Origin of the sequence: Streptosporangium sp. 'caverna' (genome assembly GCF_003203775.1) — a bacterium.
GTDB classification, from domain to species: Bacteria; Actinomycetota; Actinomycetes; order Streptosporangiales; family Streptosporangiaceae; genus Streptosporangium; species Streptosporangium subroseum.
The window spans coordinates 1,939,866-1,958,203 of the sequence record NZ_CP029711.1; the positions used below are offsets into that span (position 1 = coordinate 1,939,866).

Here is an 18,338-nt window from a genome sequence, read left to right on the forward strand (position 1 = left end):
GGTGAGGAGGTTCTACTACATGAAACGCAATGTCAATACATGGGACAGAACGCGCTTTCCGTTGTCATTAAAGAGACCGGGAGGCACCTGCGTGCTGGCTGTTTCGGGCGGGGAGGAAGCTCTTCTTGTGTTTTCTCTTGGCGTGTGGGTGGGGCTCGGTAGGGTCGAGGTGTTCCGCGATAGCCAAGTGGGGCATGTTTTTGGTTGAGCGCGGCGGGGCGTGCCGTGTCTGCGCGGGGAGGCTTCGGGGTTGCCCGGGCCGGTGAACCGCGAACCGACAGACCCGGCTGGAAGGCCGGGTGCTGGAATCCCCGGTTTTCAAAGCCGAGGAGGACGTCAAGGTCAGGATGACGAGCACGAGCGCGGCCGAGACGGCGTAGCCGATCCGGTTGCCGTGGTCGTGAAAGGCGTTACCGGCCAGCGCGCCGATGCCGAGGTAGGTCGCCGCCCACACCGTGCAGGCGGTGGCCTCCCAGGCGATGAACCGGAGGTAGGGCATCCTCAAGGTTCCGGCGACGATGGGCACGATGGAGTGCAGCAGTGGCACGAACCGGCTGGTCACCAGCGCCCATCCGGTTTTCTGGCCGTTCGCGAGCCGCTCGGCGTGGTTCCAGCGGCTTTCGCCGAGCCTCATGCCGAGCCGTGAGTTCCTGATCCGGGAGCCGAACCGGCGACCCAGGAGGTAGCCGGCCGTCTCGCCCAGCATCGCCCCCGTGGCCGCCGCGGCGACCAGCGCGAGGTATTCGGCGGGGGAGCCGGCGGTGGTGCCCGAGACCAGCACCGCGACGTCGCCGGGAACGAGGAGGCCGATGAAGAGCGAGGTCTCGGTCATCATGAACAAGAACGTGGTGAGCGCGACGACCGCGAGCGACTGCGCGGCGAGGGTGTCGATGAGGCTCAGCGGTGAGATCATCGCGCACCGCCGGAGCGCGGGGGGCACGACTTGCATGACGAGTGCACGGTGTGCTGTCCTTCCATGGGACGTAAGTACTGGTCAGCACGGTTCCGCGGTGTCATGGGTTGATGCTCGGCCGCGAGTCGTGCGTGGTACGCGAACCCGGCTTGCCGGCCGGGTGAGAAGAGAGCCCGTCGTGGGTCGTCGAGTTGCCGCTCGGCGACCCACGCTCGTTTAGTCGATCTCCTTCAGCAACCGCTCCACCTCGGTGAGGCGTGCCCGGAGCTCGGCCAGTTCTTCGGCCGCGCGGATCTGGGCCATGACGGCCTCCTGCGCCAGCATCCGGTAGCTCTGGTCCTTGGAGGACTCGACCTTGACGCGGTAGGTCGTCAGGGCCTGCTTCGCCACCACGGCGAGGAAGATCAAGACGATGACGACGATCACGAGGGCGAAAAGGTTGTCAAACATCGTGGTCACCGCCCGACAGGGTCTTCGCGGCCTCGGCCACGGTCTGCGGCGTCAGCACGAACGCGAACTGCGCCAGCTCGTAGAACTTCATCGCCTTTCCATCCTCCGACAGCTCAAGTGATCCGTTCACCAGTCCCGCCGCCTCCAGTTTGCGTAGATGCACGGTGAGAAGCGGTCTGCTCATGTTCATCTCCCTCGCCAGCTGGCTGACGTACTGTCTGCCGCCGGCCAGGACCGCGATCACGCGCAGCCGGTGTGGGTTCGACAGAGCGGAGAGCGCCGCGAGGAGCGCGTCACCGCTGACGTCATTCGGCGTTCTCACCACCTCGACCTTTCATGTGTAAACAAAACATTTCATGAGGTTCTAATAGTTGTCAACGGCAAACATCGGGAGTCAGGTGATGGGAGCCGGGATGCAATGTCCGTTCGGGCACGCTTCGCGCCGCTCCGGCGAGTCTCCGCCCGATACACCATTCGCCTCGCTAGCCTCCCTACCATGGCCACCCGTACGTCTAAAGGCGCCTCAGGAAAGCCCCCCGGCAAGGGGTCCTCTGGTCGGTCCGGGTCTCCCTCGGCCCGTACGGCTCCGGCCAAACGGGCGTCCACCACCCGGGCGAAGACCACCTCCTCGGGCCGGGCGAAGACCACGACCTCCTCGGGCCGCAGACCCCCCTCGCCGCAGCATGATCCGATCACCTGGGTGCTCACCGTGATCGGCAAGCTGTTCATGGGGATCTGGATGCTGCTCGCCGGGAGCATCGGCGGCGCGGCGCGCGCCCTGGGTCAGAACGCGCGCGAACTCGACCCGGTGCACCGCAGGGACGGGCTCGGCCTGGCGGTGTTCGCCGGGGCGATCGTGCTGGCCGCCATGACCTGGCGTGAGGACGTGGGCACGGTCTCCGGCGTGGTCAACGACGTCATGCACGGCGTCTTCGGGTCGCTGACCTGGCTCATCCCGGTCCTGCTCGTGCTGTTGGCCTGGCGGCTGCTGCGCCACCCGGACCAGAACGCGGACACCGGCCGCATGATCATCGGATGGTCCGCCCTCACCGCGGGAGTGCTCGGCATCGTGCACGTCGCGCAGGGCACGCCGTACCCCTCGGGGGGCGGTTCCGACGGCATGGACAAGGTGTCGGCCGCCGGCGGCATGATCGGCTTCATCGTCTCGGCGCCCCCGGCCAGCATCCTGCCCGTCTTCATCACCATCCCGCTGCTGCTGATCCTGTCCGGGTTCGGGGTCCTGGTGATCACCGCCACCCCCGTGCACCGGGTCCCCGAGCGGCTGTCCGAGATCAAGCACATGCTCTTCAACCGGGAGACCCCGGCCACGCCCCGCACGCCCAGGAAGCGGCCCTCGCGCAAGAAGCCGGCGAGCGAGGGGCCCATCGGCGACAACGTCAAGCCGTACGACACGCCCGTCATCACCGAGTCGCCCGGCAAGATCGCCGAGCACTCCCCGGAGATCGTGCCCGGCCTGGCCGAGGAGGACGAGGAGGAGGCGCCGGTCCGCAGCGCGGAGCCGCCCGCGCCGACCCCGGCGCCGCGCAAGGTCGAGCAGCTCGTCCTGTCCTCGCAGTCGGGGCCGTACACCCTGCCGGATACGCAGCTCCTGCGCCCCGGCAGCGCGCCCAAACCGCAGACCAAGGCCAACACCGTCGTGGTCAACGCGCTGACCAGCGTGATGGAGCAGTTCGCCATCGACGCGCAGGTGATCGGCTTCACCCGGGGCCCGACGGTGACGCGCTACGAGATCGAGCTCGGCCCCGCGGTCAAGGTCGAGAAGGTCACCGCGCTCACCAAGAACATCGCTTATACGGTCAAGTCGGCAGATGTTCGGATCCTGAGCCCGATCCCCGGCAAGTCGGCGATCGGCGTCGAGATCCCGAACACCGACAAGGATCTCGTCTCGCTGGGCGACATCCTGCGCTCCCCGGTCGCCCAGGCCGACCACCACCCGATGATCGTGGGTCTCGGCAAGGACGTCGAGGGCCGCACGATAGTGGCCAACCTGGCCAAGATGCCCCACCTGCTCATCGCCGGAGCCACCGGCGCGGGCAAGTCGGTCTGCGTCAACGGCCTGATCACCTCGATCCTGATGCGCGCCACCCCGGACGAGGTCCGGATGGTCCTGGTCGACCCCAAGCGGGTCGAGCTGAGCGTCTACGAGGGCATCCCGCACCTCATCACGCCGATCATCACCAACCCCAAGAAGGCCGCCGAGGCCCTGGAGTGGGTGGTGGGCGAGATGGACCGCCGCTACGACGACCTGGCCGCCAGCGGTTTCCGGCACGTCGACGACTTCAACAAGGCCGTGCGCGCGGGCAAGCTCGTGCCGCCACCGGGCAGCGAGCGGGTCTACACGCCGTACCCCTACCTGCTGGTGATCGTCGACGAGCTCGCCGACCTGATGATGGTCGCCCCGCGAGACGTCGAGGACTCCATCGTCCGCATCACCCAGCTCGCCCGGGCCGCGGGCATCCACCTGGTGATCGCCACCCAGCGCCCCTCCGTGGACGTGGTCACCGGCCTGATCAAGGCCAACGTGCCGTCCCGCCTGGCGTTCGCCACCTCCAGCCTCGCCGACAGCCGGGTCATCCTGGACCAGCCGGGCGCGGAGAAGCTGGTCGGCCAGGGTGACTCGCTGTTCCTGCCGATGGGCGCGAGCAAGCCCATGCGCCTGCAGAACGCCTTCGTCTCCGAGAAGGAGATCGGCGAGATCGTCGCGCACTGCAAGACCCAGATGCAGGCCGAGTACCGCCAGGACGTCACGGCCGCGGCCTCCGTCAAGAAGGAGATCGACGACGACATCGGCGACGACCTCGACCTGCTGGTCCAGGCGGCCGAGCTGATCGTGACCACCCAGTTCGGGTCGACCTCGATGCTCCAGCGGAAGCTGCGGGTGGGCTTCGCCAAGGCGGGCCGCCTGATGGACCTGCTGGAGAGCAGGAGCGTGGTCGGACCAAGCGAAGGGTCGAAGGCACGCGAGGTTATGGTCAAGCCCGACGAGCTTCCAGGACTACTCGCCGACCTGCGTGGACAATGACGCACCCCGCCGTACGGCTCCCATTTGGTTACTGATTGAATGGGATCCACTACGCAGCGTCGGGGGCTGAAGGGCGTGCGCTATGGGTATTGGCAGCGATCTGGCGGAGGCCCGCCGGTCGATGGGACTGACCGTCGGACAGCTGAGCGAGCGCACGCGCGTTCGTGAGGCGATGATCCACGCGATGGAGAGGGAGGACTTCTCCCTCTGCGGGGGTGACTTCTATGCGCGGGGGCACGTTCGCAACGTCGCCAGGGTCCTCGGACTCGATCCCGAGGCCGCGGTTCACCGATACGACGAGCAGCGCGGGGACGTGCCGCCGCCGGTGCGGGCGGCCAGAGTGTTCCAGGCCGACACACCGATAAAGATCCACGAGCGCCGCTCGCCCAACTGGACGATGGCCATGGCGGTAGCGCTGATCATCCTCGCGGTCTTCGGCGTGGTGAAGACGATGGGCGGGCAGAGCGCGCCCACGGCGGAGATCTTCCCCGCCCCGACGAAGATGCCGCCGCCGTCCAAGGCGGCAGACCCGCGCCGGGCCGCGTCGCTGGCCGCCGAGAAGCGGGGCGAGCTGGTCGTCGTTCAGGTCAAGGCGAAGCGCACGTCCTGGCTCGACGTGAAGGACGGGGGCGACCACGTGCTCTTCTCGGGCATGCTCAAGGCGGGCAGAACTTCCGTCTGGAAGGCGAAGAAGAAGCTGAAGGTCACCTTCGGCGACGGCGGAGCCGTCCTGCTGCAGGTGAACGGCAAGGACATGGGTGCTCCCGGCCGTGCCGGGGAGGTTCTCAACCGTTCTTACGGGATCGCGGAACCCCGGAAGCCCTAGCCGTTCGCACGGTTGCAACGGGGTTGGAATGGGGGAGGTGCATCGGGTAGTGGCCAACTCCCGATACCGTAGTGTTCACCATGTCATCCCGCCGAACCGCATCGCTGATCACACTGGGCTGCGCGCGCAACGAGGTCGACTCCGAGGAGCTCGCCGCGCGTCTTGAGGCTGCCGGCTGGCAGGTGGGCGACGACGACCCAGATGTCATCGTCGTCAACACCTGCGGCTTCATCGACTCAGCGAAAAAGGACTCCATCGACACGCTGCTCGCCGCGGCCGACTCCGGGGCCAAGGTGGTCGCCGCGGGCTGCATGGCCGAGCGCTACGGCGACCAGCTCGCCGACGCGCTGCCCGAGGCCACGGCTGTCATCTCCTTCGACGACTACACACAGATCGGCAGGCGTCTCGACGACGTGCTGGCGGGCACACCGCTCGTCCCGCACAGTCCCCGCGACCGCCGGACCCTGCTGCCCATCTCCCCGGTCGAGCGCGCCGCCGCGCCAAAGGTCAACATCCCCGGCCACGGCGAGCTGCCCGAGGGGGTGGCCCCGGCCAGCGGCCCCCGGCCGCTGCGCAAGCGCCTGGGCGACGGCCCGGTGGCCTCCCTGAAGCTGGCCTCCGGCTGCGACCGGCGCTGCACGTTCTGCGCGATCCCGGCCTTCCGCGGCGCCTACGTCTCGCGCAACCCCTCGGAACTCCTCGGAGAGGCCGCGTGGCTGGGCGAGCAGGGCGTCAAGGAGCTCGTGCTGGTCAGCGAGAACTCCACCTCCTACGGCAAGGACCTCGGTGACCTGAGGGCGCTGGAGAAGCTGCTGCCCTCCCTCGCCGCGACCGAGGGCATCGAGCGGGTGCGCATCAGCTACCTGCAGCCCGCCGAGCTCCGCCCGGGGCTGCTGGAGATGATCGCCTCCACCGAGGGGATCGCCGCCTACTTCGACCTCTCCTTCCAGCACGCCAGTGGCTCGGTGCTGCGCCGGATGCGCCGCTTCGGCGATCCCAAGCGCTTCCTCGACCTCCTGGAATCGGTTCGCGAGATCGCTCCAGAGGCGGGGGTGCGCTCCAACTTCATCGTGGGCTTCCCCGGCGAGACCGAGGAGGAGTTCGCCGAGCTGGTGGCCTTCCTCGAGGAGGCCAGGCTCGATGTGATCGGCATCTTCGGTTACTCCGACGAAGACGGCACCGAGGCGGCGTCACTCCCCGGGAAGCTGGACCAGGAGACCATTGACGCTCGCGTGGCCGCGCTCACCGAGCTCGCCGAGGAGTTCATGGCCCAGCGGGCCGAGGAGCGGATCGGCACCGAGGTGGACGTCCTGATCGAGGAAGACCTCGGCGACGGCGGCTACGAAGGCCGTGCGGCCCATCAGGGGCCCGAGGTCGACGGTTCTGTAACGGTCCAGGGCATCGGCCTGGTGCCGGGTCAGATCGTCCGGGCCGTTGTGGTCGACTCGGAAGGGGTCGACCTGATCGCACGGATCAAGGCGGCCACATGAGCGCGCCACCGGGCCGGGAGGGCGTATGACCAACCCGCCAGAGACGGGCACCGATTCGACCGCGGCATCCATGGCCCCCAAGGTGAGCGCCTGGAACATCGCCAATGTTGTGACGGTGATACGACTGGCGATGGTTCCGTTCTTCGTGGTCTGCCTTTTCCTGCCGGGATCCGGCTGGCGAGCCGCGGCTCTGGTGGTCTTCATGGTCGCCTCGCTCACCGATCTGCTCGACGGTGAGCTGGCCCGCCGCTACGGCCTGATCACCGATTTCGGGAAGATCGCCGATCCGCTCGCGGACAAGGCCCTCATCGGTGCCGCGCTGATCAGCCTCTCGATCCTGGACGAGCTTCCCTGGTGGATGACCATCGTCATCCTGGGCAGGGAGCTCGGCGTCACCATCCTGCGATTCGCGGTCATCAGGCACGGGGTCATCCCCGCCAGCTACGGTGGCAAGGTGAAGACCGTCCTGCAGATCGCCGCGATCGTCTCCTACATCTGGCCGGGAGTGCCGGAGCCGATCCGCTGGATCGTCATGGGCGCGGCGGCCATCGTGACGGTGGGCACCGGGCTCGACTACGTGATACGCGCGATCAAACTGCGTCAGGTGGCGAAGCAGGCGCGGGCCCGATGAGTCACCGTCTACTCGCGACCACCAACGTGCTCTCGCTCCTCGTCCGCGAGGGGGAGACGGTGTCGGTGGCCGAGTCGCTGACCGCCGGCCTGATCGGTGCGGCGCTCACGGCCCCCTCCGGGGCCTCTGCCGCCTTCGTGGGCGGGGTCATCTCCTACGCCACCGAGCTCAAGCATCGCCTGCTGGAGGTCCCTGCGGGCCTTCTGGAGCGCGAGGGAGCCGTGCATCCGGAGGTCGCCGCGGCCATGGCCGACGGCGTCCGCCGCCTCACGGGCTCCACGTACGGCCTGGCGGCCACCGGAGTGGCCGGTCCGGAGCCGCAGGACGGTAAACCGGTGGGCACCGTTCACCTTGCCGTTAGCGGCTCAGATGGGCGGGTATGGCACCGAGATCTACACCTCGCCGGGACGCGTGAGGAGATTCGCGAATGGACTGTGAACGAGGCCGTGGACCTGCTCCAAGGCGTGCTGGAGGCGAGCGTGGGGGAACATTCCGGATGATTACCGCGTTACGTCCCCAGCGAACATGCCCGCCATGGTCTGCCGTGGTGTCAGTGGTTACGGGTACGGTGGAACTGTGAGTGATGTAAAGGTCAAGCGATGATGACGGCGAGGAGTATGTACCAAGGGTCGCGTTCAAAGAACGGGCGGCACGAACCGGTCGCGCGGAGTGTTGTCAAGGCATCCGCGCCGGGGAGGGAGCGACAGATGGTCCTGCTGCGTCAGCTGCTCGGTGACGTGCTGCGGCGGCTGAGGGTGCGGCAGAGTCGCACCCTGCGTGAGGTGTCCACATTGGCTCGTGTTTCTCTCGGATATCTGTCCGAGGTGGAGCGCGGTCAGAAGGAGGCCTCCTCAGAGCTGCTCGCGTCGATCTGCGGTGCCTTGGGCGTGCCGCTTTCACAGGTGCTGCGTGAGGTTTCTGATCAGTTCGCGTTGGCCGAGCTGCAGCATGCCCCGGTGCTGGCAAATGATGTCCCCGAGCGGGAGCGTCTGCCGATTCCGGAGACCGTGCCGCCAGGTGCCATCCCGGACTCCGTCTTTCCCGAGGTCAACGACATGGTCGCCGCCTAGTCGGTCGGTTCTTCCGGCTGGCAGTGGCCGCACCAGATGATCAGCCGTTCCTGCGGCTGTGCACCCATCTCCCCACGACTGATTCGACGCCCGCAGCGCAGGCATGGCCTCCCGGCCCTGCCGTAGACCCAGGTGCCCCGTCCCGGACGGAGGTCACCGGTCGTCACCCTGCTCGGACGTTCCTTGTTGGCGTCCATTAACCGGTGCGCCAGCGTCACAATCGTTCCCAGGTCTTCGATCATGCCCACGGGCCGCCATGGCGAGACTTTCGCGAGGAACAACGTCTCCGCCCGATAGATGGTGCCGATCCCCGCCAGATTGCGCTGGTCCAGCAGCGCCTCCCCGATGCTCGTCTCCGGCTTCCGCGCCAGCCGTCGCACGGCCTCGGCCTCATCCCAGTCGGCCCCCAGCAGGTCGGGTCCGAGATGCCCGACGAACCGGGTCTCCTCATTTACCGGGACCAGGTCGACCATGCCGAGTCGCACTCCCGCCGCCTGCCACTCCGCGTTGGCGAGCACCAGACGGATCACGTCGCCCGGGGGCAGCCGACGGCCGGCGGGTGAGATCTGCCAGCTGCCCTCCATCCGGAGATGGGTATGAACGGTCAGCCCGCCCTCGACGCGGGTGAGCAGGTGCTTGCCGCGTGAGACGGTCTCCAGCACGGTCCGGCCGGTGAGGTCGGCCGTGGCGTGGCGTGGCACGCGGAAGTCGGAGCGGGTCAGGACCCGGCCGTCGAGCGCCAGGCCGAGCCGTCTGGCGGCGCGGTAGACGACGTCACCCTCGGGCATGGGACCCGCCGAACGGCACGAGCGGCCCAAGCGGCACGACCCGGGTGGCCACCGCTCGGATATGAGGCCGGCACGATGTGACTCGGGTGCGGACCCTGAGCGGCACGGCCCGGGAGGACACGGCCTGGATACGGGACCGGTGCGGTACGGCTCGGGTGCGGGACCTGAGCGGCACGGGTCTAGTCCCAGGCGGCGGGGTCGGCGGACAGCTGCCGGACCCTCTCCGGGAGGGCTCCGGTCGCCACGTTCTCCAGCGTGACCTCCTCCAGGATCGCCCTCTCGTTGGCGCGCAGTGCGATCCAGACCTGCTGAAGGGATTCGGCGGGGCCGCGGTAGTCGACATGCTCGGGACGCTCGCCCCGCACGTTGGCCAGCGGGCCGTCCACGGCGCGGATCACATCGGCGAGACTGATCTCGGCGGGCGGACGTGCCAGCACGTAACCGCCCTCGGGACCACGCTGCCCGCGGACCAGTCCGGCCCGGCGCATCTGAAGCAAAATGTTTTCCAAGTATTTGGGAGGCATGTCCTGCTCTTTCGCCAGCTCACCCACGGTGGTAGGTCCGTCACCCGCGGCGGCGAGTTCGGCGGCGGCACGTAGGGCATAGTCGACACGAGCGGATAGGCGCATGTAACCGATTATCCCGCCTGCTATTGATTCCTCATGCGCGAGGCCCGCGCAAAATGAAATCTCGGCCGTCGCCTTCGGCGATCACAGGGCCCCGCAGCCACGTGTCGCCGGGCCCGGGCGCGTGGACGACGTAGTGCTGTGGCGCCATGGCGGAGGTGCGGCCCTGGAGCAGGGCGAGACAGGCGGCGTGAATCTCCTCGGGCGTTCCGGAGGAGACATGGCAGGTCAGACGCCCATTGGCGTCGTGGATCACCCGGTGAGGCCGCCCGCCGACGGCCTCACCGACCAGCCGCTCGACCGCGTCGAGGTTCACCCAGCAGGAGTCGATGTGGACCCAGCCGGGGCCGTACGCGACGGGGGCGACCCCGGCGATCGCCAGAACATCCGGCAGATGAACAATTCGGTCCCCGGCCCTGATCAGCAGCTTGACGAGCCCGGTCCCGAAGGCCTCCGCCTCCGTACGCGTCATGACCCGGGGGTCGATCCAGAACGTCAGGTCCACCTCCTCGTCCTCCAGCCGGTTGGCCCAGAGCGCGAGGTGCGCGGGGAGCGAGGCGGCCGGCAGCCAGTCACACTCGATCTCGGCGGACGGCGCGGGCTCGTGCGCCGAGACGGTGACCCCGCTCATGTCGTTGAAGACGCAGTCGCGTGCGAAGTTCACGCCCCGCTCGGCGTTGACGGTCTCGATGACCTCCCAGAGCGCGGTGGAGTCGAACCGGCTGTGCTGGTATCCGGTGAGTGAGGCGGTCCGGAAGCGGCGGATCGCCTCGTCGAAGGTGGAAACGTCGAGGTCGGCGGCCATCAGGGCGTCCTGGGCCAGCGGTCCGACATAGTCGCGCAGTTCGGGACGGACCCGGTTGCTCGCCAGCGAGGCGATCACGCAGGTCCGCTGCGCGTTGCGCAGGCCGATCAGGACCCCCAGCGCGGCGAGGACGACCGCGGAGCGGCTGGCGCCGGTACGGCTCGCGACGGCGCCCAGCGCCTCGCCCGCCACCGCGGAACGGACCCGGAGCCGGGGACAGATCGCGTCGGCGTCGGGCACCTCGTCGATGTCGATCGCGAACATGGACTGCGGCACCCGCCGAAGCTGGGACTCCCAGTGCCGCAGGGCCGCCGCGGTACGGCGCTGGGAGAGCGGGCCTCCCTCGGCCTCGGCCAGTTCGAGGGGCTGTGTCGGGCATGGCGAGAGTACGGTGCCGCCCCGGATCAGGCGCTCCCACTCGCGCATGACGGTGGCCAGGCCGATCGCGTCCACCGAGGTGTGGGGAAGCACGAAGACCGCCAGGCGTGGCACGTTCCGCTCGGTGATCACGGCGACCCTGATGGGAAGCTCCGCCTCCACGTCGAACCGGGTGCCCTGCATCCGCAGGCCGACCTCCTCGGCGAGGCCGGATCCGCCTTCGCCGGGCTCGGCGTCGTGCACCTCGATGGGGAGCGCGCCCGAACCGCTCACGCACTGGGTGCCGGAGTGGATGGTGGCCCGGAGACCCTCGTGCCGGGAGAGCAACCGGCCGACCGACGCGGCGACGGCATCGAGGGTCGTGCCCGCCGGAAGGCGTTTGACGACGCGGAAGTTCATGTGGAGCGGCGGGTCGCGGAGCACGCAACGCGCCATGTTGGCCTGTCCCATCGTGACGGGGCCGTAGCGGGTCGGCTGTCCCGTGTATTCGGCTGCGATCGTGATGACGGTATCCATGTCCAGACCTGCCTCGCCACGCGCGGCAAGGGTCTTACTAAAAAGAACCTTTACCGTTTTCGGGAGTGTTCCATGCGGTGGGCGAGCGTCGCAAGACTTGCTTTCCGGGCACAAGGCGGATACGGGGAGACGACACGGTGGCGCGGAGGAAACCCCAGGTGGGAGAGGTTCTCGGGACCGAAAACCGGGAGCGGGGCGGCCGAAAAGCCGGAGGGCCCGAGGGGTGGGCGACGCGGGGCCGGGGCCGCCGGGCGGGGGAGAACTCCCGGTGCGGCACGGCGGGGGGCACCCCCGTGGCCCCCCGCGAGGCCTCCACGGGGCTAAACTATCAGGAAGCTTTATTAATGAATAGAACCGCTATTTTTGATTGAATATAATTACGACGGGGAAACGGCGACAAGAGAGCATGCGTATGGAGCGACGTCCTGGCGTGCCCAGGCTACTGAGGGAGATCAACGACAGGGCCGCCCTCGAGCTTCTGCTCGCCTCGGGACCACTGACGAGAGGCCAGATCGGGGAGCTCACGGGCCTTTCCAAGGTGACCGCGTCACAGACGCTCGCCCGGTTGGAGGGGCGCGGTCTGGTCGAGGTGGCAGGGGAGCAGGCCGGGGGTAGAGGGCCTAATGCGGCGCTTTATGGGATTATTTCCTCCTCGGCCTATGTGGCGGGCCTGGACGTCGGACCGGAATTCGTGACGACCGCCATCGCCGATATCCACGGGGAGATCGTGGCCGAGGTGAAAGTCGCGCCGAATGGGCACGACGATCCGGTCGCCCTCGTGCACAGTGCGGTCGTCAAGGCCTGCCGGTCGGCCAAGGTGGCGCTCTCCAAGCTGCGGGCGGTCGTGATCGGCACCCCCGGTGTGGTCGACCCCCGGAGCGGGGACGTGCGGTTCTCCTTCGACCTGCCGGGATGGCACGAGGGCATCCATGAGCGACTCGCCCGCGACCTGCGCCGCGACGTCAAGATCGAAAACGATGTGAACCTCGTCGCCCTCGCCGAACGCACCCTGGGCGCCGCCCGTGACGCCGACGACTTCGTGCTGCTCTGGGTGGGCCGCGGCATCGGCCTCGGCGTCGTGCTCGGCGGACGGCTGCACCGCGGCCGGTCGGGCAGCGCGGGCGAGATCGGCTACCTGCCGGTGCCCGGCGTGCCCCTGGCCGAGGACGTGCGAGCCGTGCCGGGAAGGCTGCCCTCGCTCGCCGGTGGCCTGCAGTCCCTGGTCAGCGCCGAGGCGGTGGCCGAGCTCGCCGAGACGTACGGCTTCTCGGGCGGCAGCGCCGCCGAGTGCGTGGCGGCCGCGGTCAAGGCGGGAGAGCGGGGAGAGCCCCTGCTGAACGAGATCGCCGGACGGCTGGCGCTGGGTGTGGCGTCGGTGTGCGTCGTGCTCGACCCCGGGCTCGTGGTGCTCGCCGGAGAGGTCAGCCAGGCGGGCGGAAGCGCTCTCACCTCCAGGATCGAGGAGGCGGTGGCTCGCATGTGCCCGATCCGCCCGCAGGTGGTGCCCACCGCGGTGGCCGGTAACCCGGTGCTGCGCGGTGCCGTTCTCGCCGCCCTCGACCAGGCCCGTGAGGAGATCTTCGCGTCCTGAGGACCCACCGGAACGGACTCCTCAAGCGTGCCGTGAGGGCGTGGCCTTCGCCCGGCTGCCGACTCTTGTCCGTCGCGCGGATGCAGTGGGTCTACGCGGCGAAACGTCTCGGAGGGATCGACGTCTCTCGCCCGTGAGAGCTCTCCGGTGTTGAGTTGCTACAGAAGGTAATGGACTTGCTATTCATGCATGATACTATGCATCTATGAGGGCACCCCCTCCATTGCTGCTGCCGTTGCTTCGGTCCGATGCCGTCGGCGAATTACTGGCCTGGCTATACCTCCACCCGGAAGACGAATACTCAACAACCGATCTTGCCGCACGTGTGGGCACATCCCAGTCGACCGTGAGCCGCGAGATGGATCGGCTTGTAGATGCTGGGCTGATCATTGAGAGACGACACGGAAACCTGCGCCTCATACGTGCGGACATGGACACGATCGTCGCGAAACCGCTGGCCGACCTGCTCGCGGTGACCTATGGTCCAGCCGCTATCCTGCCGCCCCTTCTCCAGCCGATATCCGGCATCGACGAGGCGTATATCTATGGCTCCTGGGCTGCTAGAAACGCTAATCAAGCGGGTTCTGTGCCCCGTGACGTCGACGTTCTCATCGTGGGATCCGCAGACGAGGACAAACTCTACGACGCGGCACGGAGCGCGGAGCGGATCCTCGGCCGCGAGGTGAACATCAGCCGGATCTCATCGGCGTCGTGGACCGACGACACGGACAACCCGTTCCTGACGTCCTTGCGGAGCAAACCTCTGTACCCCCTGATTCAGAAGCGGATCACCACATGAGATGGATGCAGGGACGCGACCGGATCGACGCGATGCTGGCCGCGGGGCAGTTGGAACGGGTGCCGGCGAGCCGGGAACACGCCGATACCTTGATCGCTCAGGCCAGGCGTCATGTCGAGCTCGCCCGCACAGGTGCCGAAACGGATCCGACAGGCGCATATCAGCTTCTCTACGACGCCTCCCGAAAAGCACTCGCCTCCATCCTTGAGAATCAAGGACTGAGGGCCACCAGCAGGGGCGGGCATCTGGCCGTACTGGATGCCGTCACAGCCCAGCTGGATCCACCGCTCGGGCAGTCGCTCCGCTCGTTCGACCGCATGCGCCGCCGGCGCAATGGTGCCGAATACCCTCGATCCGATACTCCGGAGATCATTCCCGATGACGTCACCCACGACATGGTGAAAGCCGAGGAGTTCCTGACACTCGCGACCAAGGTGCTGGATCAGATGAGCCCATACTGAATCCGGCAAGAACCGCTCGCCCCGGACAACTTGACGTGCGGTGCGTATGGTGGCGCTGGATGCTTCCGGCGAGATTGCCGGCCCCGAGACGTCCAGGCCGGTGCTCGGCCAGGCGATGCCTGGCCGTACGGCGAAGGCAGGGCATATTGGCTGTTGATCTCGACGCCAGAGAGGGGAGGGCTGTGAACGAGCTGACCTCCGACGGTCGTTCCGCGACCGAAGATGTCCGCGAAGCGCGTGTCATCGCTCAGCGTCTCCACCGCATGGAGCTGGCTCGAATCGCAGCCGAGAGGCTGGCCAACGATCCCGCAGACAGAGCCGAGGCGGAAGCGATCATGAGGGACACGGAGCATCTGCGTGCGTGGTGACGTACGAAACAAGTCGAGCTAGCTCCCCTGTTATGACCTCGCAGCGAGCTGGGATCGCGGCAGAGGAAACGGGTGACGTAGGGCTGTCAGCTTGGCGACCCTCTTCCACGATCAGGGATTCCTCGGAAGGCAGGGTCGCTTCAGGGGGAGCTGGTCCGGGCCGTCGAGGAGTGGCCGGCCAGGAGTTCGGCCGCGGCTCGGCCGGAGGCGGTCGTCGCGCCGTACGTGGTGATGTGCGTGCCGCCGGGTGTCTCGGGCCCCGGCAACCCCATCTCCACCACGATCGCGTCGGGGCGCCGCGACAGCAGGGCGTCGAGTCGGGCTGACAGCCAGGCGTGCCGGTGGGCGTCGCGCACGACGATCACCAGGGGGCGGCTGTCGGTCTGTGGCGGAAGCGGGTCCTCGGCGCCGAGCCGCATGGCAGTCGTGCCGGGGAGCAGTTCGGCCAGCGGCGCGGCGACGCCCCAGGGGGTGGCCCGGTCGATGGCGATGTTCGTCTCGGACACGAACTCGATCACCTGCGGGGCCGCGGACAGCGGCAGCCCGTCGCCACGGACCCGCACGGCTCGCCTGGCGGCCGCGAGACCGGCCGATTCCGGCGTCTGGGCGACGGCCGAGGCGGCCCGGCGCCGCTCGGCCGACCACGCGGCCAGGCGGCGGACCCGGGAGGCGGCCTCGGCCAGACGCTCCTCGGGGAGCGTGCCGTCGATCACGGCGGCCATGATGGCGTTGCGAATGAATCCGACCACTCCGGCCCCCTTGCGCTCGCCACCCACGCAGATCGCGTCGGCCCCGGCGGCGAGGGCACGGACGGCCGCCCCGGTCACGCCGTACCGCTCGGCGACGGAGGGCATCTCCACGCCGTCGGTCACGATCAGCCCGTCGAAGCCGAGCTCCCGCCGGAGCAGCCCGACAAGGATGCGGCTGCTCATGGTGGCGGGGGAGTCGGGGTCGTAGGCGGGGACGAGCAGGTGGCCGGTCATCACGGCCTGGACCCCGGACTCGATGGCCGCCCGGTACGGCGGGAGCGTGGTGACGGCGAGCTCCTCGGCCGAGGAGGACACGGTCGGCAGGCCGGTGTGGGAGTCCGTCGCGGTGGCGCCGTGGCCGGGAAAGTGCTTGGCGCAGGCGGCCACCCCGGCCGACTGGAGGCCGGTGATCCACGCGCGGGCGTGCCGGGCGACCAGCAGGGGGTCCGCGCCGAACGCGCGGGTGCCGACGACGGGGTTGTCCAGGTCGGAGTTGACGTCCACCACGGGGGCGTAGTTCAGGGTGATGCCCGCGAAGGCCATGTCCCGTCCGACCTCGCGGGCGACCCGCTCGGTCAGCTCGGGATCGTCCACCGCGCCGAGCGCGAGGTTTCCAGGCCGGGAGCTGCCGGTGAGCGCCTCCAGCCGGGTGACGTCGCCGGCCTCCTCGTCGGTGGCGATCACCACGTCCGGGTTCTCCGCGCGCAGGGCCGCGGTCAGTGCCCTGATCTGCGCACTGTTTACAAGATTGCGGGAGTAGAGCGCAACCCCGCCGAGACCCTCGCCGAGCCGCCTGCGCAGCCAGTCGGGCACCTCCGCACCCACGAACCCGGGCTGCAGCACGGTGCCGGCAAGTCCGGCGAGTTCGGGGCTTCCCCCACCGAGTTCCCCGCGAACGGTCATCGACGCCTCCAGGTCGGTTCGCCGCAAGCCGCTTGTCTCGGGCGTAGCACATGTGTAGCATTCAAACGCTGGAATAGACAGGAAACTTTCCTAATAAATGCCTGTTCGGGGTGACCGGCGCCCCCGTCGCCCGCCGAAGAGGAGTCATCCACGAGGGAGACGGACACGATGTCGCACGCCTCTTTCGACCTGCGGGGGATCCCGCTGGTGCTCCACCTGAACGGCCCCCTCGACGTTCCGGCACTGCTGAGCGCATGCGCCGCCGTCGCATCCCGGCACGCGGTGCTCGGCCGGGTCCGGGTGACCCGGACGGAGACGTCTCCCGAGCGCTACCCCGAGGTCGCGGCGGCGGAGGCCGCTCGCCCGTTCGACCTGGATCGCGGCCCGCTCGCCCGGTTCACGCTGGTCACGGTGGGGCAGGATCGCAACCGGCTGATCTTCACGGCGCACGGCCGGGTGTTCGACGCGAGCTCCAAGGACATCCTGGTCCGCGACCTGGCCGACGCCTACTTCTCGCGCGCCGCACTGCCCAGACTGCCCCTGCCGTACGGCGAGCGGTCTGCGCCCCGGGGCGACCTGCCCGCACGGCAGGACGAACCCGCCGAACCCCCGGCAGAGTTCTCGATGGGGCCCGACGGAACCGCCGAGCCTCCCGCGGGACCCGCCGAGTTCCCGGCTGAGCCCGCCGGACCCGCTCGACCCGTGGCCGAGTTTTCGGCTGAGCCCGTTGGGTCCGCTCGACCCGTGGCCGGGTCCTCGGCGGGGACCGCGGAGGCCGCGGCGTTCTGGAGTGAGCGCGTCGGTGAGTCCGCCGAGCTGGTCCTGCCCGGCCTGCGGGCGAACCCGCACGACGTCGGTCCCGGCGAGATCGTGGAGATGGTGCTCGGCCGAACCGAGTTCGGGGGCTTCGCGGCCGCGGCCGCGGCACTCGGCGCGACCCGGTTCGAACTGCTCCTGGTCTCCCTGGGCGTGCTGCTGCGCCGCTACGGCACCACCGGCTCGCCGCTCGCCCTCGACCTCGGCACTCGGACCGGCGAGACGCGGGACCACATCGGGCCGTTCGTCGCGGAGGTGCCGTTCGTCCCGCACCCCGGCCCGGACGAGGATCTGCCGGCCCACCTGCGTACGGTCCAGGCCGAACTCCGCGCCCTGTACCGGTTCCGGCACCTGCCGCCGGAGAGGACCTCCCGGCCGGTCCTGTTCAGCTACCGCAGAAGGGCGGCCACCCCTCGTTTCCACGGGGTCGGAACCGGCGTGGAGTGGACGGTCTTCAACGGTGTGGCCCGTGGCGCGCTGCACATTCAGGCGGTGGACGCGGACCGGAGCCTCACCCTCGGCCTCCGCTTCAACCCCGCCGCGATCGACCACGACGACGTGTCCCAGATCGCGAGGTATCTGCGCACGCTCCTGCGCGCCATCGCCGCCGAGCCCCGCGCAAGGATCGCGGAGCTTCCCGCGCCGGTCGACCCCGAGTCGTACGAGGAATCCGTGGCGGCGGATCTGCCGGTTCGCCCTGAGCCGTGCGAGGAGCCCGTGGCGGCGGGTCCGTCGGTTCACCCCGAGTCGTACGAGGAGCCCATGGCGCTGGGCCTGTCGGTTCACCCCGAGTCGTACGAGGAGTCCATGACGGCGAGTCTGCCGGTCCACCGCGAACCGGACGAGGAATCCGTGGCGGCGAGTCTGCCGGTCCACCGCGAACCGGACGAGGAATCCGTGGCGGCGGGCCTGTCGGTTCGCCCTGAGCCGTGCGAGGAATCCGTGGTGGCCGGCCCGTTGTCCTCGGATGGGGCGGAGGGGCCCGTGAGGACGCAGATGCGTGAGGTCTGGCAGGAGATCCTCCGGCCGATGACCGCGAACGCGTTCTGATCGCATGCCGACGGCTCACGCCCGGGGATCACCCCGGGCGCGAGCCGTGTCGTATAAGTCGGACC

Annotated in this window: 18 protein-coding genes; 11 read left to right on the forward strand and 7 right to left on the reverse strand. The window is 68.8% G+C overall.

Features of this window, described 5'->3' with window-relative positions; all coding sequences use genetic code 11:
• Positions 1-67 precede the first annotated feature (67 nt).
• The 3 genes from DKM19_RS08690 to DKM19_RS08700 all read right to left on the reverse strand — a co-directional run bounded on the left by DKM19_RS08690 (position 68) and on the right by DKM19_RS08700 (position 1,685).
• On the reverse strand, positions 68-949 hold the full coding sequence (locus DKM19_RS08690; RefSeq protein WP_110695257.1) for a DedA family protein: 882 nt from the start codon (positions 947-949) through the stop codon (positions 68-70).
• Between the two features lie 180 nt (positions 950-1,129).
• Positions 1,130-1,363: a hypothetical protein gene (locus tag DKM19_RS08695; protein WP_110695258.1), complete on the reverse strand. Its 234-nt coding sequence runs from the start codon at positions 1,361-1,363 to the stop codon at positions 1,130-1,132.
• A complete protein-coding gene (locus DKM19_RS08700) occupies positions 1,356-1,685 on the reverse strand; it encodes a winged helix-turn-helix domain-containing protein (RefSeq protein ID WP_110705566.1) in 330 nt (109 codons plus the stop codon). The genes DKM19_RS08695 and DKM19_RS08700 overlap by 8 nt, the downstream gene beginning before the upstream one ends.
• A gap of 174 nt (positions 1,686-1,859) precedes the next feature.
• On the opposite strand from DKM19_RS08700, the gene DKM19_RS08705 reads away from it, so the two are divergent.
• The 6 genes from DKM19_RS08705 (at position 1,860) to DKM19_RS08730 (ending at position 8,423) form a co-directional block, all read left to right on the forward strand.
• Positions 1,860-4,406 carry a DNA translocase FtsK gene (locus DKM19_RS08705; protein WP_110695259.1) on the forward strand — a complete coding sequence of 849 codons (2,547 nt, stop codon included), beginning with the start codon at positions 1,860-1,862 and terminating at the stop codon, positions 4,404-4,406.
• An 82-nt stretch (positions 4,407-4,488) separates the two neighbouring features.
• On the forward strand, positions 4,489-5,232 hold the full coding sequence (locus DKM19_RS08710) for a helix-turn-helix domain-containing protein (RefSeq protein WP_110695260.1): 744 nt from the start codon (positions 4,489-4,491) through the stop codon (positions 5,230-5,232).
• Between the two features lie 80 nt (positions 5,233-5,312).
• Positions 5,313-6,722: a 30S ribosomal protein S12 methylthiotransferase RimO gene (rimO, locus tag DKM19_RS08715; protein ID WP_110705567.1), complete on the forward strand. Its 1,410-nt coding sequence runs from the start codon at positions 5,313-5,315 to the stop codon at positions 6,720-6,722.
• Positions 6,723-6,747: 25 nt separating this feature from the next.
• Positions 6,748-7,353, forward strand: coding sequence for a CDP-diacylglycerol--glycerol-3-phosphate 3-phosphatidyltransferase (gene pgsA / locus DKM19_RS08720; protein WP_089210830.1), 606 nt, complete (start codon positions 6,748-6,750; stop codon positions 7,351-7,353).
• Complete coding sequence (locus DKM19_RS08725; RefSeq protein WP_110695261.1) at positions 7,350-7,853, forward strand: CinA family protein; 504 nt, start codon at positions 7,350-7,352, stop codon at positions 7,851-7,853. Before pgsA ends, DKM19_RS08725 begins: the two co-directional genes overlap by 4 nt.
• 207 nt (positions 7,854-8,060) lie before the next feature.
• Positions 8,061-8,423, forward strand: a complete 363-nt coding sequence (locus tag DKM19_RS08730; protein WP_089210832.1) for a helix-turn-helix domain-containing protein — start codon at positions 8,061-8,063, stop codon at positions 8,421-8,423.
• Here DKM19_RS08730 and DKM19_RS08735 read toward each other — a convergent pair.
• The 3 genes from DKM19_RS08735 to DKM19_RS08745 form a co-directional block, all read right to left on the reverse strand.
• Positions 8,420-9,211, reverse strand: coding sequence for a DNA-formamidopyrimidine glycosylase family protein (locus DKM19_RS08735; RefSeq protein WP_110695262.1), 792 nt, complete (start codon positions 9,209-9,211; stop codon positions 8,420-8,422). The genes DKM19_RS08730 and DKM19_RS08735 overlap by 4 nt on opposite strands.
• A gap of 179 nt (positions 9,212-9,390) precedes the next feature.
• Positions 9,391-9,840, reverse strand: coding sequence for an Rrf2 family transcriptional regulator (locus tag DKM19_RS08740; RefSeq protein WP_110695263.1), 450 nt, complete (start codon positions 9,838-9,840; stop codon positions 9,391-9,393).
• Positions 9,841-9,871: 31 nt separating this feature from the next.
• Positions 9,872-11,536, reverse strand: coding sequence for a condensation domain-containing protein (locus DKM19_RS08745; protein WP_110695264.1), 1,665 nt, complete (start codon positions 11,534-11,536; stop codon positions 9,872-9,874).
• A gap of 412 nt (positions 11,537-11,948) precedes the next feature.
• Here DKM19_RS08745 and DKM19_RS08750 point away from each other — a divergent pair, with 412 nt between their 5' ends.
• The 4 genes from DKM19_RS08750 to DKM19_RS08765 all read left to right on the forward strand — a co-directional run bounded on the left by DKM19_RS08750 (position 11,949) and on the right by DKM19_RS08765 (position 14,755).
• Positions 11,949-13,127 carry an ROK family transcriptional regulator gene (locus DKM19_RS08750; RefSeq protein ID WP_089210836.1) on the forward strand — a complete coding sequence of 393 codons (1,179 nt, stop codon included), beginning with the start codon at positions 11,949-11,951 and terminating at the stop codon, positions 13,125-13,127.
• 223 nt (positions 13,128-13,350) lie between these two features.
• Entirely contained in the window at positions 13,351-13,926 is a 576-nt protein-coding gene (locus DKM19_RS08755) for a MarR family transcriptional regulator (protein ID WP_204358712.1), read from the forward strand.
• On the forward strand, positions 13,923-14,387 hold the full coding sequence (locus DKM19_RS08760; protein WP_110695266.1) for a hypothetical protein: 465 nt from the start codon (positions 13,923-13,925) through the stop codon (positions 14,385-14,387). Before DKM19_RS08755 ends, DKM19_RS08760 begins: the two co-directional genes overlap by 4 nt.
• Positions 14,388-14,569: 182 nt before the next feature.
• The gene (locus DKM19_RS08765) at positions 14,570-14,755 is read left to right on the forward strand and encodes a hypothetical protein (RefSeq protein WP_110695267.1); all 186 of its coding nucleotides are present in this window, start codon (positions 14,570-14,572) and stop codon (positions 14,753-14,755) included.
• 140 nt (positions 14,756-14,895) lie between these two features.
• Here DKM19_RS08765 and DKM19_RS08770 read toward each other — a convergent pair whose 3' ends face one another.
• A complete protein-coding gene (locus DKM19_RS08770) occupies positions 14,896-16,407 on the reverse strand; it encodes a glycoside hydrolase family 3 protein (RefSeq protein WP_110695268.1) in 1,512 nt (503 codons plus the stop codon).
• Between the two features lie 168 nt (positions 16,408-16,575).
• On the opposite strand from DKM19_RS08770, the gene DKM19_RS08775 reads away from it, so the two are divergent.
• Positions 16,576-18,273, forward strand: coding sequence for a condensation domain-containing protein (locus DKM19_RS08775; protein ID WP_110695269.1), 1,698 nt, complete (start codon positions 16,576-16,578; stop codon positions 18,271-18,273).
• The last annotated feature ends 65 nt before the right edge of the window (positions 18,274-18,338 follow it).